Below are 15,159 nucleotides of genomic sequence, written 5' to 3'. Positions count from 1 at the left end.
AAGTAACCGGTTTGACTTGCGTCTTTCCCGTTTCCGTGGGGCGCATTATAGGGATTTAAAGTAGATTGGCAAGGGCTTTAATGACTATTATTTCAATAAGATGTGCGAACGATTGTTTAACATACAATCTGTTTTAAAAGTAGACTATTTCAATAGAAGGTGGTGTCTTTTTTAATTTAGCTGACCCTTTTATGCCCGATTATTCGCTCTACCAGCTTAAAAATGGTTTCTATTAATTTATCTATCTCTCTGCGCTATGTTAATAGTTAGGCAGCGGTGATAGATAAGCGCAATAGTTACTTTATTTAAATTGATTGACCAACATGCAGATTGTCATCACTCATGCGTTTATTAATAACTAATAATTGCACCAAATTTGTTTAGCGCTTAATTAAGTGCTATCGGTAAAATCAGATGAGCTGATCATGAAAACAATCCGCCCGATGATGGCACTGTTTATAATGAAGAGCATTAAGATAAAAAACTTGCTTGGCAGTAATCACAAAGAATTGGACAGTGATTACCTACTTGGTTATCAATCTGGTCAATATTTTTAAGCACCATTAACCATCACATTGCTAGTAAGTGATAGATTCTCGTATGGTTAAACCGAAAACTGATTTTTAAATACCATAACCACGCAGATTTAAGCACCTACAATCACAATTCTCTAACATAATTTCCACTGCCATGCCTGACGCTAAATCAACTCTTGCTTAAAGCGCAATTGGTTATTATCATCCCCTGCCCCATGTAACACTTATTTAAGTTATAAGGTCGGACATACAAGAATACTAAACGCATCAAATAAGTAATCAACCTTGCTGGTTAAAATTAACCCTATCTGCGTGATGAGTTTTATTCAGAACGTTCTGTTCTTCACCACTTTGTGGTCAGCTAAAACTGTTCAAAATCATTTCATAGGATTTTGTGAAAGGAGAACAACTACTTTCTGCAACTCATGCCTTATAATGTTAATTTTTCCTACGCAATGCAAGATCACATCTTTAATACATTTGGTATAACTATTATTTTTAAGAATTGATTAAAAAATTCAGAGGTTAAGTGAATGAAAATACCCCAAAGAGACATCACCCTACGTTTTTTAGCTGAACCTCAAGATGTTAATTTTGGTGGGAAGGTACATGGTGGAGCAGTAATGAGATGGATCGATTTAGCCGCATATGCTTGTGCTGCGGGCTGGAGTGGTCATTATTGTGTTACTGCCTACGCTGGCGGGATCCGATTTATCACACCGATTCATGTCGGCAGCCTGGTCGAGGTGGAGGCGAAAGTGATCTATACGGGAAAATCCTCTATGCATATTGCTCTTGAAGTAAATGCTTGTGATCCGAAATCGTTAAACAGACGTTTGACGACACATTGCATCGTCATTATGGTGGCGGTCGATGCACATGGCCATCCCATTTTCGTTCCAGCATGGGAGCCGGAAAGCGAAGCCGATATACAACAGAATGAAAGTGCCCGTAAACTGATGGATATGCGTAAAAAAATTGGTGAAGAAATGCAAATCTTTGTTGAATAAGACAACTGCTATAAAGGGGCGAAGGTCTTTAATTAGCTGGCTAGTCACCCGTTAATTAGCAACGCCACCAATACATTAATACCTTGGTGGCGAAAACATCTGCTTTTTCCGGTGACGAATAGGGAATTAATCACCGGCTGCACTCTTTATAAGGCAGCAACTCATTATTTCCATTTAAAGTGGAACCAACAGTCGCGCTGCTGGAAAACGTACCTGAAACACCTCGTCATGATGGTACTGTGGCAACCGATAATTAATCACCCTGAAAGAATCTTGTATTAACCGGGTAATCTGCAAAATAATTGCCACGGTTTGCAATAGCCCGCGAAATCCTATTTGTGAGAGATAACTTAACCTTAAAATTTCATCAAATAACTGTGTTTTCCGCATGGCAGCCTGAGATTAATTTTCTGCGGTTAAATTTATTATTCTTAACTTACGGATTAATTTAGAAATTTTATTTAGATTTTCACGGTCTGTTGAACACTAGCGCTTATTTTTGACCCAAGGAAATCATCAATGGATAGAAAAAAAACAATTATTGTTATCTTAGCATTTGTCGCACTGTGGTTCGTTTTTGAGTTTAATCATCTGCTAACGCTGGAAAATGCTAAAATCTATCAAGCGCAACTTAACGGCTATATCAATGACAACTTTCTGCTCGCCAGTGTGCTTTATTTTATCTTATACATTGTTATCACAGCCCTTTCAGTTCCAGGTTCAATTATTCTCACTCTGCTCGGAGCTGCATTATTTGGCTTTTGGTGGAGTCTTTTATTGGTTTCATTTGCGAGCAGCATAGGGGCTACCCTCGCTTTTCTATTCAGTCGTTATCTACTGCAGGACTGGGTACAAAGACGATTTAGCGGAAAACTAAAGGCAATAAATCGAGGTATTGAAAAGGATGGTAGCCTTTATCTGCTAACGCTGAGATTGATTCCCCTTTCCCCCTTTTTTATGATCAACCTGCTGATGGGGTTGACTACTATGCCGGCAAAAAAATATTACCTTTTTAGTCAACTCGGTATGTTACCCGCCACCGCGGTTTTCCTAAATGCAGGTACTCAGCTTGCTGATATTAACTCATTGTCAGGCTTACTCTCACCTTCTGTTTTATTGTCTTTTGCGGCATTGGGATTACTGCCCTTTATAAGCAAATTTATGATCAATCGCATTAAGCAAAATAAAATTTACCGCAACCGGCAGTGATAAAATTTTAGGGGCAACCATAGTCGGCTCCCATGCAGGCGACCTGCTTGCGGAATTTACTCTGGCAATGCGTTACAAACTGGGTTTAAATAAGATTCTCGGCACTATCCACCCCTACCCGACCATGAGTGAAGCAAATAAAGCGACAGCCGGAATATGGAAAAAAGATCATGCACCGCAAACACTGTTGCGCTGGGTTGAAAAATATTTTAATTGGACACGCAAAAAGGATCAATCATGAAAAAGTTAATCGCTCTATTCAGCCTGTTACTGCTGACAACCTTTGCTCAGGCAGACAATATAAACTGGCAGAAGATTGAAGAAAAAGCTCAGGGTCAAACGGTTTATTTTTACGCCTGGGGCGGCAGCCAGGATATTAACAACTATTTACGCTGGGCGAATAAGCGCCTGCAAGCAGAGCAGGGAGTCACTTTAAAACACGTAAAAGTCACCGATATTTCTGAAGCTATTACGCGTCTGGTAGCAGAAAAAAGCGCCGATAAAAACAGCAATGGCAGTATTGATATGGTTTGGATTAATGGCGAAAACTTTAAATCAATGAAGGACTTTAATCTGCTTACAACTCCCTTTGTTGAAAATCTGCCAAACTGGCAATATGTTGATAAATCACTGCCCGTAGACAGTGATTTTGCAGAGCCGACAATGGGATTAGAGGCCCCATGGGGCGTTGGGCAGCTGGTATTTATTTATGACAAGAATAAAGTCAATAATCCGCCGCAGAGCCATCGCGAAATGCTGGTATATGCCCGAAGCCATCCAAATAAACTCAGTTACCCCCGCCCTCCTTCATTTCATGGTACCAGTTTTCTTAAATCTGCATTGATCGAACTAAGTGAAAATCCTGATGCTTTGTATTCGCCCGTTGATGACAAAACCTTTCAGCGAATAAGCGCACCTTTATGGTCATATTTAGACGACTTTCATCGGGTTGCCTGGCGTCAAGGTAAACAGTTTCCGGAGAACAGTGCAGAAACACTGCAATTACTTGATGATGGTGAATTAGATCTGGCTATTTCCTTTAATCCTAATGAGGTATTCAGTGCGCAGGAAAACGGTTTATTAAGAGATTCAACCACCGCTTATGCGCTTGCAGCAGGTGCGTTGTCTAATATTCACTTCCTGTCTATTCCCTGGAATGCGGCTGCAAAAGAGGGCGCGCTAGTGGCGATTAATTTTCTGTTAAGTCCTGAAGCACAGTCAAAAAAAGCGGATATTTCGGTCTGGGGTGATCCAACTGTTTTGCAATCATCAAAGCTCAGCAGTTCGCCCCAAAAAACAACCTTATTTAAATCAATTAGTGAGCCGCACCCCAGTTGGCAGACAGCGTTGGAAACGGAATGGCAAAAAAGATATGGTCATTAAAAATAGTTGCTGCTACCGATGAACGCTTCAATACAGAAAATCTCATTTCAATTTTTGCTGATATTAGCCATTTTGGTCTGTTTTACCCCTTTACTGCCAGGTTTACTGGGATTGTTTTTTTCTGCTTTTTCTTATATTCCGGCCATTAATCTGCAGACCTTCTCTTTAACGGGATTTTTCGAGCTTTTACACTGGCCGGGCCTGCGCGAGTCGATTTTAATCACTCTTTTTGTCAGCCTAAGCAGTACTTTTTTATCAGCTCTGCTGGCTTTCTCCATTTTACAATCATGCTGGAATAAGGCTTACTGGCATAAAGTAGAAAGCCTGCTAGCCCCGATATTGGCACTGCCCCATGTGGCTTTTGCTATTGGTTTTGCCTTTTTATTCACCCCAAGTGGCTTTATTGCGCGAATTTTAAACACGCTTTTTAACGATCTTGGTATTGCTAATTGGAGTTTAATTAATGATCCCTATGGTTTAGGGCTGATTTTAGGGCTTACAATAAAGGAAATCCCCTTTTTACTGTTTATGAGCATCCCGCTCCTTAAGCAGCTAAATGTTAACAGTACACTGGTAAGCGCACAGAGTTTAGGTTATTCCAAAGCACAGACCTGGCAGAAAATAATATTACCGCAATGGTTGCCTAAAATACGTTTTACGCTCTTTGCCGTGATGGCATACAGCTTGTCCGTCGTTGATGTTGCATTGGTAATAGGCCCGACCTCACCGGCCACTTTTCCTGTTCTGATTTGGCAGTGGTTAAATGATCCTGACTTAGCCACATTACCCAAAGCATCGGCTGGCGCGTTATTACTTTTACTTACCTGTATTGTTTTATTGTATTTAATCCGTTTTATAGAATGGTTAACCATAGTTAAGTGCCGCAGCTGGCAAACCAGCGGGCGTCGCGCACTGCCGCTTGCCGGTAAAAGTGCACTCTTAGTCACCTACCTTATTTCATTAATCCCTCTGCCGCTTCTGATCCTGTGGTCCTTTGCTCAGCGCTGGCCTTTTCCTGAACTTTTCCCAACTCACTGGTCATTACGCTTTTGGCAACAAGAATGGACTTTTTTGTGGGGTATTATCGGCAACAGTATCTTTATTGCCTTGATCAGTGCGACCGTGGCACTTTTATTTGCTATCGTCATTCATGAACATAGCATTAGGGAGATGGCTGATAGGCGCCGATTTGTCGTACCACGGTTAATCATCTCAATCCCCATGCTGGCACCGCAATTGTCCATTTTATTTGGCATACAAGTTGCGACGCTTTTTGTTGCCCATCAGTATTATTATTTATGGGTGATTTGGGCGCATATCTTCTTTGTTTTCCCCTACGTTTATCTGGTATTAGACGGGCCATGGCGAAGTTATGAAAAGCGATTAGATATGGTTGCACTGAGTTTAGGAATGTCACCTTTGAAGGTTTGGTGGAAAATTAAAAGACCGGTTTTATTACCCACCCTTTGTATTGCCTGGGCGGTTGGGATCAGCGTTAGTTTAGCGCAATATTTACCGACATTAATGCTTGCGGGAGGACGTATTTCCACCTTAACTACAGAAGCGGTTGCCCTTTCTAGCGGTCAAGATCGACGGATTAGTGCCATTTATGCTCTGCTGCAATCTTTAGTGCCCTTTTTCTTTTATTTTATCGCTATTTTTGCCAGTCAAAAAACTGGAATGATAATAAATCAAAGCACAGTCAATAAAAGGAGTATCGCTCACCATGTCCCTGACAGTAAAAAATCTGACTATTATTGATATCAATAAAAAACAGCTATTTTCTCCCGTGTCATTTTCTATCCTGCCCGGTGAAATATTAACCTTAATGGGACCGAGTGGCTGCGGTAAATCGACCTTATTAAGTGCGATAGCCGGTCATGCCTCACTCGAATTCAGCTATTCGGGTGAATATTATTTGAATAACTGCCTACTCAATAAGGTAGCTGTCGAGAAACGTAATATTGGCATTTTATTTCAAGATGACCTGTTGTTCCCGCATCTTAATATTTGGGAAAACCTCGCCATTGCCCTGCCCAATAAATTTAAAAAAGAGCAACGTAGGTTGGTTGCAATGAACACCTTGAATGAATTAAAGTTACAAACCTTAGCTGAAAAAGGACCATCACAAATATCAGGAGGACAGAGAGCAAGGATCAGTATGATGAGAATGCTGCTCGCTGAGCCTGCTGCTGTTTTACTTGATGAGCCCTTTAGTAAATTAGATAAATCCTTACGCAATGACTTTAAAGTCTGGGTATTTGAACAGATAAGAAAAAGAAAACTACCCGCTTTAATGGTTACCCATGATGAATCGGACGTACCTTCTAATGGTCAATGTTTACAATGGCCTTGGAATGAAAAATAAAAAATGAGCTTAACAACAAGCCAATAAAGGAAAATACATGCTAGACCGTTTTACGACTAAAATTATCCGCTCCCCGCTTAATATCATAGCAAAACAGATAGATAAACTCGGGATAAAGGCTGACCAAATAACTTTATTCGGATTTTTTTTGGGTCTCCTTAGCCTGCCGGCTTTAGCCTATCAGGCATACTATCTTGCTCTCTTTTTTATTCTCCTTAATCGTATTTTTGATGGCATTGACGGCGCGGTGGCGAGAATACAGGGGATCACCGACAGTGGTGGTTTTTTAGATATTACCTTAGACTTTATTTTTTATGCCTTAGTCCCCTTTGGTTTTGTTTTGGCGAATCCTGAGATGAATGCTATCGCCGGTGCTTTTTTGATTTTTTCTTTTATCGGTTCGGGATCCAGTTTCTTAGCCTTTGCAGTGATGGCCGGAAAAAGGAAGATAGAGAACGTCAGAAGTCCAACCCACAGTAAAAAGTCACTTTATTACATAGGAGGATTAACCGAAGGGACAGAAACTATTCTTTGTTTTGCGCTTTTATGTTTATTACCGCAGCATTTTTCTATTATTGCTTATATTTTCAGTTTTCTTTGCTGGCTCACCACAGTGACGCGAATTTGGACAGGTTATTTGACACTCAAACAGTAACCGATAATCCCCCTAAAATGCAGTGATCTGCATTTTAGGGAATTATTGCACTATTACTCAATTATTACTGGGGTTAAAGTGGCCAAAAAATCCGCTAAGTTTGCGGCTAAAATAGCTTCCTGCCCTTTCCCTAACGTCTCCAACTGTACTTCACCCGTTGCATTTAAGACCGACACTATCTGCATTTCATCGGAACAACTGGCAATGAACATAGATGCAGGTTGTTTTAAACGTTTTTGCATCATAAAATGGGCAAGCATATTTTCTTGCAGAAGATTAAAATCCTCATCATTCCAGGCTTGGATCAACTCGATCGGATGATTTTGATAGGTAGCAGGTAAACCGGCTGAATAGGCAGAGCAGAAAAAATCCACAATACTGGGGTGCAATTTTATATCCAGTGCCTCCTCAATATTACTCAGGTCGACAGAGGGCTCACGCTTAATAGGTGACCAGAAAATAAGTTCGTTTTCAACTTCCCCGACCTGGCAGGGTGAAATCCATTGCGCTTCAAAAACCGCTTGAGGTAATGATTTTTTTTGTGTTTGCCAATGGTTTTTAAAACGTTCGAAAAAATCGAATAGCTGTGTTTGTGTTGTATGATTCATAGCTCGAATAATTCTTTATTTTGTTTACAATACGGTCATTGTATTGTTTTAAAAAATAAAAGCGAAAAAAAATGAATAATAAACCACTCTACGATCAAGATAGCACGCTAAAAAATCTGGCTCTGGGAAAAAAAACAGAATACAAAAGCTGCTACGACGCCACTTTATTACAAGCGGTGCCACGCAGTTTAAACCGTAATGAACTGCAGCTTTCAGAACATAACCTGCCCTTTTATGGTGTTGATTTGTGGAATATTTACGAGCTTTCCTGGTTAAACAGTAAAGGTAAACCCGTTGTTGCAACCGGAGTGGTAAAAGTCCCCTATGACAGTAAAAACTTAATTGAATCAAAATCCTTCAAGTTATATTTAAACAGCTTTAACCAAACCAAGTTTGCTTCTATCGATGCAGTACAGAAAGTGTTAACGACCGATCTGTCGCATTGTGCCGATAAAGCGGTTAGCGTTGAACTTAATACTGACTTAGATAACTTCAGCGATCAGCTGGGTACTTTTACCGGGCAGTGTTTAGATGCATTAGACATTGAAATTGATAACTACCAACTCAGCGCAGACTATCTTCAGGATGTTTGCTCACAGGAGCAGATAACCGAAACCCTGTATTCTCATTTATTAAAGTCAAACTGCTTAATTACCAGTCAACCAGATTGGGCAAGTATCGAAATAAGTTATACCGGTAAAAAATTAGATCGTAAAAAATTATTACGCTACTTAATCTCTTTCCGTCAACATAATGAGTTTCATGAGCAGTGTGTTGAACGAATCTATTGTGACATCATGAAATTTGGACAAATTGATTCGCTTTGTGTCTATGCGCGTTATACTCGCCGCGGCGGATTAGATATCAACCCGATGCGCGCCACGGAACACATTAATGATATTAATAATGTTCGTCTATTACGACAATAAAAATTAGCTGTTATGAGATATATTGGTCAATACTTTCGCGCTATTTGTGCGCTCTTTTTAGTTCAGGTCAGTCAATCAGCCAGGGCGTTGGAATTACCCCCTCCTGCGCTCTCGAACACCTTAAAAAATGCTTTCGCATTACGAGATACTGCCCCGCTCAGCTGTATTAATACAGCAATAATCTATATCAACACACCGCAAAACACGATCGCGCCAACTAAGCGACAAAACGATAAGAATTTCGCAATACAATTAGAAGCATATTGTCATGCTCAGCTTGGGGAATACTCGAAAGCGCTGGATTTATTGCAGCCAATGTTAAAAAACCCAAGCAGTCAAAACGATCAAATAGAAACATTAAATATCATTGCGCTTGAAATTCCTCAAGAAGAACGCCCGCAATTAAGTAATGTCGATCTGATTAAAAGGCTTAATGAACTGCAATCGCCATTGAACAGTTCAATGAACGTAACTATTAGAAGATTATTAGCCATCGTTAAATTGTATTTAGAAGAAAATAATTATCAGGATGCCCATAACGCGTTAGAAAAAACCAAAAAATTACTGAAAAATAATAACAATAACAATCTGCATGCCTGGTTAGCTTATTACCAGGGTCTCTATTTTGATCAGATCAAACAGGAGCAATTAGCCAGTTTACATTTTCTGTCGGCAGACAGGTTGGCCGATCAACATGGTTTTATTAAACTCAGTGGCCAGGTAAAAAACAGTATTATTTTAATGTACCAAAATAAGTCTCGCTTCTCGCGCGCCTTAGATTTTTCCGGCAAAAGAATTGAACTTTATATGGGGACTAAAAACACCCCCAAGCAAGTCGAAAGTATTATTCAATTTGCCGTTTTAAAACGGCAAAATAATGAACACAACCAAGCCTTAATTTATCTGTTTAATGCATTAGAATTGATTGAAGAAAACGCCTACAGTGCACTGTTAGGTGTTGTCTACCTTGAAATAGGCCGAACTTACGCTGAAAAAGGAAGCAATGAAAAGCACCAGAAAGAGCTGGTACTGGCACAAGAATATTTGCAGAATGCGCATTTTCATTTCAAGCGATCAAATAAAGTACCGTTTCAAATAGAAAGTCTTTTACTGCTGGCCAAATTGAATATTTTCAATGAGTCCACTGCTCTGGCTATTTTACAGTTAGAAAAAGTGTTACAACTGACAGCACAAGATCACCCTTTATTACGTACCCAAGCCCATGAAATGCTTGCATTAAGTTATGAAATGATCGGCTCTCCTCAGAGCGCTATTTTACATTTCAAAAATTTTTACGCTTTACAGAATAAGATTAAAGAAAGCGCATTTAGATTACAACAGTTGCAGATCAACGAACAACTGCAGCGCCTTGATCAGATGCAGCAGCAAAATAGATTAGAAATCCAAAATACAGTATTACTGACACAATCCAACTTTTATAAAACATTAAGTTATACAGCAAGCTCCCTCTTTATTCTGTCCGTGCTGATGCTTTTATCCAGAACAAAATGCTACTATAAACTGCGGGCATTAGAGAAAAAAACACAACAACGACTTGCCTTTCATGCGCGCACTAAACTGCCCACGCAAGAAAATAATATTAACGATTTTACGACTCTCTATAACGGCGCGCCCCTGTTTTACGCATTAGTTAATGTGCCATTTTTAACCGAGCTTAATGAGTTGTATGGCGTCAGGTTGGCGAATAAAATCGAAGCAAAACTCGGCGAAACATTGAAAACACACTTTGCTCACAGTGTTAATATTATTCATCTCCGTGATAATCAAATTTTATTTATTAGCGAGCAGAATAACTATTCGAATGCAGCCGGCTTCGCAGATAAAATAGAACAATTTTTTAATAACTTCGCAAGCCAACATTATTTACCAAAAACGATTTCGACGGGCATTGTCGCGTATCCATTTTTGAACAATGCCAGTCGTGCCATCAGCGCTGCCCAGACCTTAAATCTAAATAGTTTGGCACTTTTTGCCGCAAGCCAAATCCGCAGATCAAAACAGCAAAACAGCTGGGTTGAACTCTATGCAATTGATAATTTGCCACCGGCATTTTTTGATGGCGATTTATGGCGATTGGGCCAGATTGCGATCACTAAAGGACTGGTAAAAATCCATTCCAGCAACAGCAATTATCTGTTTACTTGGCCTGAACTTGAAAATCAGGAAACAGTTGAAGAGGTCAATCAACTGCTGCAATAGCAATTATCTGTTATTTAGCCTGAACTTGAAAATCCGGAAACAGTTGGAGAGGCCAATCAACTGCTGCAATAGCAATTATCTGTTATTTAGCCTGAACTTGAAAATCAGGAAACAGTTGAAGAGGTCAATCAACTGCTGCAATAGTAATACTTAGAGGACGAGCCGGATTTCTGCATTAAAACAGCATATTATTAAATGTAATTACCGTAATATGGCAATTACGCATATTTTTCTTATACTTGCAGACGCAGGAATCACAGTAAGTCAGAAAATAAGTGCCAGGGATATAATCACCTCCTAACGCTTGCATCCTCAGTTAGCTGGATATACATCAATACACAAGGAGATTCCATGATAGCTCACATCAACCCTATCGGAAGCATGGCTTTATTATCGCAACTTGAAGTGAATGAATTACAAAAAAATGCAGATTGCGATATTTATAATGTATTTCGTAACTGCTCCCTTGCGGTGCTTAACTCAGGCAGTCATACGGACAGCAGCAAAGAAATTTTAGAAAAATACAAAACATTTGAAATCAAAGTATTACATCAGGAAAAAGGCGTAAAAATTGAGCTGCACAATCCGCCGGAAGACGCTTTTATTGATGGCCAACTGATCAAGGGCATCCAGGAGCATCTTTTTTCGGTATTACGCGATCTGTTATATGTTAATACCCAAATCAGGCTCGGGGTTGAAGATGAAAATCAGTCCTCGCAAATCACCAGTTTAGTTTTTTCTATTTTACGTAATGCGGGTATTTTACAGGCAGGTGTAGAGCCGAATGTTATTGTCTGTTGGGGCGGGCATTCGATAAGATCAGAGGAGTATGATTATACTCGGGAAGTAGGCAGTCAATTAGGACTTCGAGAGCTTAATATCTGTACGGGCTGTGGACCCGGCGCGATGGAAGGCCCGATGAAGGGAGCTGCCATCGGTCATGCTAAACAGCGGGTTAATAATGGCCGACATATAGGTATTACAGAGCCGGGCATTATCGCCGCTGAGCCACCTAATCCAATCGTTAATGAGTTAGTTATTCTACCCGATATTGAAAAACGTCTTGAGGCATTTATACGTGTAGCGCACGGTATTGTTATTTTCCCTGGCGGCCCGGGAACCGCAGAAGAGTTATTGTATCTGTTAGGGATAATGATGCACCCGGAAAATAAACGTCAGCCTTTCCCTATTATTTTAACCGGCCCCAAAGGCAGTGAATCCTATTTTAAGGCAATCGATAAATTTATCGCCGGCACCCTAGGTGAAGAGGCCCAGTCACATTATCAAATAATTATTGCCGATCCCGCTTTGGTCGCCCAAACACTCAAAAAATCGATGTCAAAAGTCACGGAATATCGCCGTGCTATTGGTGATGCTTTTTCATTTAACTGGTCACTGAAAATAACAGAATCCTTCCAACAACCTTTTTATCCTAATCATACTAATATGAAAAATTTAGTCTTAAACAATGAACAGCCAAGTGAACAATTGGCATCAAATTTACGCCGTGTTTTTTCAGGTATAGTCGGTGGTAACGTCAAAGATGAAGGGATTAAATCCATAGAAAAATATGGTCCCTTTGAACTTAAAGGTGAGTCAGTATTAATGAAAAAAGTAGATGTTTTATTGGAAAGTTTTATTAAACAGGGACGTATGAAATTACCGGGTACGGTTTATACCCCTTGTTATAAGATAATAAAATAAGTTACAGTTAAGGTAACAAGCTGTTAAGCGTTTTATTATATTTTATTTAAAAGCTCAAAATAGCAATAATTTACTGTTCAGGGCCCTTTAAAAAATGATATCAACGCTATTAATCATAGATGCAATGAACCTTGTTCGGCGCATCTATGCGGTGCAGCAAAAGCAGCATGGAGATACCCCAGCAGCACTGATTGCGACACAAAGCACAACCAGTAATGCCCTTAAAAAACTACTGCGTATTCATCAGCCAACCCATGCTATTTGTGTGTTTGACAGTCATGCACCCAGTTGGCGTCATCAAATTTACCCTGAATATAAACAGGGACGAAAACCCATTCCCGAACTTCTCAGACAAGGTTTGCCGACGATTCAAGAGCAATTTTTTGATCTTGGGGTTGATTCTTTAGTAACCGAAGAGGATGAAGCTGACGATCTGATTGCCTGCCTGGCTGATAAAATAGCAAAACAGCAACAAAAATGTATTATTGTCTCGACCGATAAAGGTTTTTATCAGCTCTTAAATGAATCTATCAAACTTTATGATTATTTTCAAAATAGCTTTATCAACAGGCAGCAAGTCCTTCAGAAAATGCAATTAACCAGTCAGCAACTTATTGATTATTGGTCTATTACAGGTATTTCAAGCAGTGCGATTAAAGGTGTAGAAGGTATTGGCAACAAAGGTGCATTATCCCTTTTACAACAATACGGCAGTTTAGAAAATATCTTTAATCAGGCGGACGCTCCCAGCAATAAACTGTTAACTAAAATCAAATCCCAGCAAAGTAATGCAATATTGGCCAAACAGCTGGTGACATTAAAAACAGATATTAAGCTTGGTTTTAATTTAAAAGATTTACGTTATAGCGATTCCACTAATTAAGCGCTCTATTTAGGCGCAGGAAAGCAATACTCGTTGAAATCTAGCCCTTGTCGGCGTACAGACGAAAGGCACATGATCTCTCAACAGCAAGAGCTCATAAGCCTAAACTGGCGTAAATGACTCCGGACGTCCTGCCCTACGCCTTTCAGGTCATTGTCGTAAATTCCAACGTTCAAATTTTTTCCTGACAAATTTATCGATCCATTTTTCCACTGTCAAAGTCATTTTTAAAATTAGAAAACATCAGCGGAAATTTCAGTGTTTGGATTGGCTTGACAATCTAATGCATTGAATTTAAAGAAAATTAGTTATTTAAAAATTCAAGATTAAAGACCCGAATCGCACTCTCTCCTGTTTTTTAATCGGCAGAACAGAAAGTGTCAGTACACTTAGCGATATCGTATAAGTCAATCCCCCCCATCGCATGATCCTTGATTGTTACGCTCATTGGACCATAAACCGTTTTAGTATCATCCATGACATACAGCTTATAGGTGCCATCTTTTACTGTCTCTAATCTTGCTTCATAGCTGCTATCGTCGTAGTCGAAATGTAGACTAGGGCTGCCAGATAAATAATCAACACGATTGTTGATTGCTGCATCAATTATAAATTTATTGGTAGTCAATTCCCCTTTTGCTTGAAAATTTTCAAGCCAGCCGCCAGCAATGGTGTTAATAATAAAGTTATCGTTATGTAGGTCGTATAAAGTGACAGATTTACTGCTAAGTGCTTCGTTTAAAGCGGTTTCAAATGAGCTGTTTGATGCATTAATATATACATTCAATAGATCTTTGTTCGAGAGCCCGAGTCCGTCCGTTAGGTAGCCTATGATAGTAGAATAAGCGTCGTTATGCGGATCAGACCAAATGGCTTCAGTTTCATCGTAATTACCTGAACGGGTCTCCACGAACCCGACCAGTTGTGACGAGGTAAAGGTTGAAGCAGGAGACCCTAAGCGATGTGCTAACCCTTCATTAAACCATCGCTCTGGGTAGCCGCCGCTATTGACATCGCCTACCTCCATTTGGATGGTATGCACTAATTCATGTTTGGCTAAACGGTAGTTGGCATTGCTGTCATCTGTGGGGGAAAAGTCCAAGGAGTTCTCGTCACCACTCCCATTCAGCGCTGCTAAACTATCAACACAGATTGTCCAAGGGGCCTCTGTTGTGATATCAAGATCGGTTGTCGCATCGAGATCTAATGCTATCAGTAGATCATTGAATGCGACCTCTGCCACTTTTGCTGCCGCTTGAAACTTGTCATCTGTTACACCACTATCCATGACGCCGATTGTAAAGTGCTCTGTGCTCAAAATTCTCCCAGCGTCGTAGTTACAAATGTTACCATCTGCTTTAACGGTGGTTGTTACTAAATTCATTTTTTCAGTTAGAGCTGGTGCGGACATTTTTGAGTTGGTGTTGTCACTAGAAGATCCACAAGCGGTCAATGCAGCCGTAAGAGCCAGTGTTAAAATAGACTTATTATGCATCATTTCTATTCCTTAATATTTTTTATATTTTACTGGCAGATTAAGCCTGGTAAACAGCAGCTTACAAAAAAAAATACACTTTAAAGGTAAGAATATGACATTAAGCAATTTTTAGAGTCACCAGCCTATCGGCACATTAGCTAATATTTAGTATTCGCG

General features: G+C 39.8%; 14 protein-coding genes. 12 read left to right on the top strand and 2 right to left on the bottom strand.

All coding sequences use genetic code 11. The features are described from left to right. Positions 1–425: 425 nt before the first annotated feature. From CXF72_RS19990 to CXF72_RS04590, 8 genes are all read left to right on the top strand, one after another. The gene (locus CXF72_RS19990) at positions 426–557 is read left to right on the top strand and encodes a hypothetical protein (RefSeq protein WP_269801149.1); all 132 of its coding nucleotides are present in this window, start codon (positions 426–428) and stop codon (positions 555–557) included. 512 nt (positions 558–1,069) lie between these two features. Beyond that, positions 1,070–1,546 (top strand): acyl-CoA thioesterase, encoded by a 477-nt coding sequence (locus tag CXF72_RS04620; protein WP_101037182.1) that lies wholly within the window; start codon positions 1,070–1,072, stop codon positions 1,544–1,546. A 519-nt stretch (positions 1,547–2,065) separates the two neighbouring features. Further along, positions 2,066–2,755: a TVP38/TMEM64 family protein gene (locus CXF72_RS04615; protein ID WP_101037180.1), complete on the top strand. Its 690-nt coding sequence runs from the start codon at positions 2,066–2,068 to the stop codon at positions 2,753–2,755. Then, the gene (locus tag CXF72_RS04610) at positions 2,715–2,996 is read left to right on the top strand and encodes a hypothetical protein (RefSeq protein ID WP_101037178.1); all 282 of its coding nucleotides are present in this window, start codon (positions 2,715–2,717) and stop codon (positions 2,994–2,996) included. Before CXF72_RS04615 ends, CXF72_RS04610 begins: the two co-directional genes overlap by 41 nt. Further along, a complete protein-coding gene (locus CXF72_RS04605; protein WP_101037176.1) occupies positions 2,993–4,138 on the top strand; it encodes an ABC transporter substrate-binding protein in 1,146 nt (381 codons plus the stop codon). The genes CXF72_RS04610 and CXF72_RS04605 overlap by 4 nt, the downstream gene beginning before the upstream one ends. 18 nt (positions 4,139–4,156) lie before the next feature. Then, a complete protein-coding gene (locus tag CXF72_RS04600; RefSeq protein WP_101037174.1) occupies positions 4,157–5,899 on the top strand; it encodes an ABC transporter permease in 1,743 nt (580 codons plus the stop codon). Next, entirely contained in the window at positions 5,865–6,506 is a 642-nt protein-coding gene (locus CXF72_RS04595; RefSeq protein WP_101037172.1) for an ATP-binding cassette domain-containing protein, read from the top strand. Before CXF72_RS04600 ends, CXF72_RS04595 begins: the two co-directional genes overlap by 35 nt. A 37-nt stretch (positions 6,507–6,543) precedes the next feature. Beyond that, positions 6,544–7,161: a CDP-alcohol phosphatidyltransferase family protein gene (locus CXF72_RS04590; protein ID WP_101037169.1), complete on the top strand. Its 618-nt coding sequence runs from the start codon at positions 6,544–6,546 to the stop codon at positions 7,159–7,161. A 53-nt stretch (positions 7,162–7,214) separates the two neighbouring features. Here the strand turns inward: CXF72_RS04590 and syd are convergent, their stop codons facing one another. Continuing rightward, positions 7,215–7,769, bottom strand: coding sequence for a SecY-interacting protein (syd, locus tag CXF72_RS04585; RefSeq protein WP_101037167.1), 555 nt, complete (start codon positions 7,767–7,769; stop codon positions 7,215–7,217). A 71-nt stretch (positions 7,770–7,840) separates the two neighbouring features. On the opposite strand from syd, the gene queF reads away from it, so the two are divergent. From queF to xni, 4 genes are all read left to right on the top strand, one after another. Then, positions 7,841–8,698, top strand: coding sequence for an NADPH-dependent 7-cyano-7-deazaguanine reductase QueF (queF, locus tag CXF72_RS04580; protein WP_101037165.1), 858 nt, complete (start codon positions 7,841–7,843; stop codon positions 8,696–8,698). A gap of 12 nt (positions 8,699–8,710) precedes the next feature. Further along, positions 8,711–10,918, top strand: a complete 2,208-nt coding sequence (locus CXF72_RS04575) for a tetratricopeptide repeat protein (RefSeq protein WP_101037163.1) — start codon at positions 8,711–8,713, stop codon at positions 10,916–10,918. Positions 10,919–11,269: 351 nt separating this feature from the next. After that, entirely contained in the window at positions 11,270–12,622 is a 1,353-nt protein-coding gene (gene ppnN / locus CXF72_RS04570; protein ID WP_101037160.1) for a nucleotide 5'-monophosphate nucleosidase PpnN, read from the top strand. A 94-nt stretch (positions 12,623–12,716) separates the two neighbouring features. Next, the gene (gene xni / locus CXF72_RS04565) at positions 12,717–13,505 is read left to right on the top strand and encodes a flap endonuclease Xni (RefSeq protein WP_101037158.1); all 789 of its coding nucleotides are present in this window, start codon (positions 12,717–12,719) and stop codon (positions 13,503–13,505) included. 358 nt (positions 13,506–13,863) lie between these two features. On the opposite strand, the gene CXF72_RS04560 is transcribed toward xni, so the two are convergent. Beyond that, positions 13,864–15,003, bottom strand: a complete 1,140-nt coding sequence (locus CXF72_RS04560; RefSeq protein WP_101037156.1) for a hypothetical protein — start codon at positions 15,001–15,003, stop codon at positions 13,864–13,866. Positions 15,004–15,159: the final 156 nt, after the last annotated feature.

This window comes from Psychromonas sp. MB-3u-54 (genome assembly GCF_002836415.1).
Taxonomy (GTDB): Bacteria; Pseudomonadota; Gammaproteobacteria; order Enterobacterales; family Psychromonadaceae; genus Psychromonas.
The sequence above is the reverse complement of the archived record's forward strand: the minus strand, read 5'-3'. Positions and strand labels throughout refer to the sequence as shown.